This window comes from Halomonas sp. 25-S5 (assembly GCF_029889845.1).
Taxonomy (GTDB): domain Bacteria; phylum Pseudomonadota; class Gammaproteobacteria; order Pseudomonadales; family Halomonadaceae; genus Halomonas.
The window spans coordinates 1-975 of sequence record NZ_JARANV010000068.1 but is presented as its reverse complement, the minus strand read 5'-3'; the positions used below and the strand labels follow the sequence as shown (position 1 = coordinate 975).

The following is a 975-nucleotide window of genomic DNA, read 5'->3' as shown; positions in this document are numbered from 1 at the left end:
TAGTCCCTTTGCTTCCAGCCTGCCGAGGACGAGGCCAATAGTCGTGCGGTCAAAGGAAATAAATTCAGCAACGCGGGTTGCATGCGTTCCAGGGTTCCTCCGGATAGCCACCAGCGAGGAAAACTGCACGGGCGTCAGATCGTACTCCGTGACCTCAGTGATGAAGGCACCAGTCGCGAGCTGATGAGCTCGGCGAATGAGGTGGCCCGGTTGCTTATACAACTCCAGCAGTTGCACCGCCTAGCCCTCCCTCCATCACCGGCGCATAAGGCTTGCCGCCGGATGCACCGTCGGGCTTTTCGTAGAGCCAACTCAGACTCTCGACCCACTCGGCTTCACTGAGCTGGCCCAACATGTCCCTTCTGAGCTCGGTCAAGGGACTGCGAACATGGATCACCTCCCACATATAGCGGGACATGTGGTGGACACGTGTAGTACGCAGAAGCCGCTCTTTGACGAGCGCATCGAATGCTTGGATGTAATCGCCGTCATAGCGCTCAACGCATTCCGCAAGCTTCACCCCGTCCTCAATAGCTTGGCAGGCGCCCTGCGCCATCGCCTGAACCTTTGCATGCGCAGCATCCCCGATGAGACACACCCGCCCCCGGGCCCAGCTTGAGAGGGGGGTGATATCCTTGATGGGCCAGTGCCGGGAGAGGTCGATGTGCTTGACCAGCGTTTGCATCGGTGCGCAGGCGCCGGCAAACGCTTCCTGCAGGCGCTCGGGCAGGCGGCCAGCTTCCTCGTCAGCCCGACTGTAGCTCACGACTGCGACCATGTTGAAGAGTGTTCCACCACGCAGTGGATAGTGCACTAGGTGGTAACCTGGCCCGCACCAGCAAAGCACCGAATTTGGCGCTAATTCGGCAGGTACCTCTTCCATGGGAACGACGCTGCGGAAAGCAGCGTAGCCCATGGCCTCCTCACTGATGGGACCGAACAGCTGCGTGCGCACCTGTGAGTGGATGCCGTCGG

General features: G+C 60.2%; 1 protein-coding gene and 1 pseudogene. Both read right to left on the bottom strand.

The window, feature by feature from the left end; genetic code table 11:
• A pseudogene (locus tag OP498_RS18370) lies at positions 1–237 on the bottom strand (MarR family transcriptional regulator); the annotation flags it as partial.
• On the bottom strand, positions 215–975 hold a 761-nt coding region (locus tag OP498_RS18365; RefSeq protein WP_280554797.1), incomplete at its 5' end, for an FAD-dependent monooxygenase. The pseudogene OP498_RS18370 and the gene OP498_RS18365, both read right to left, overlap by 23 nt.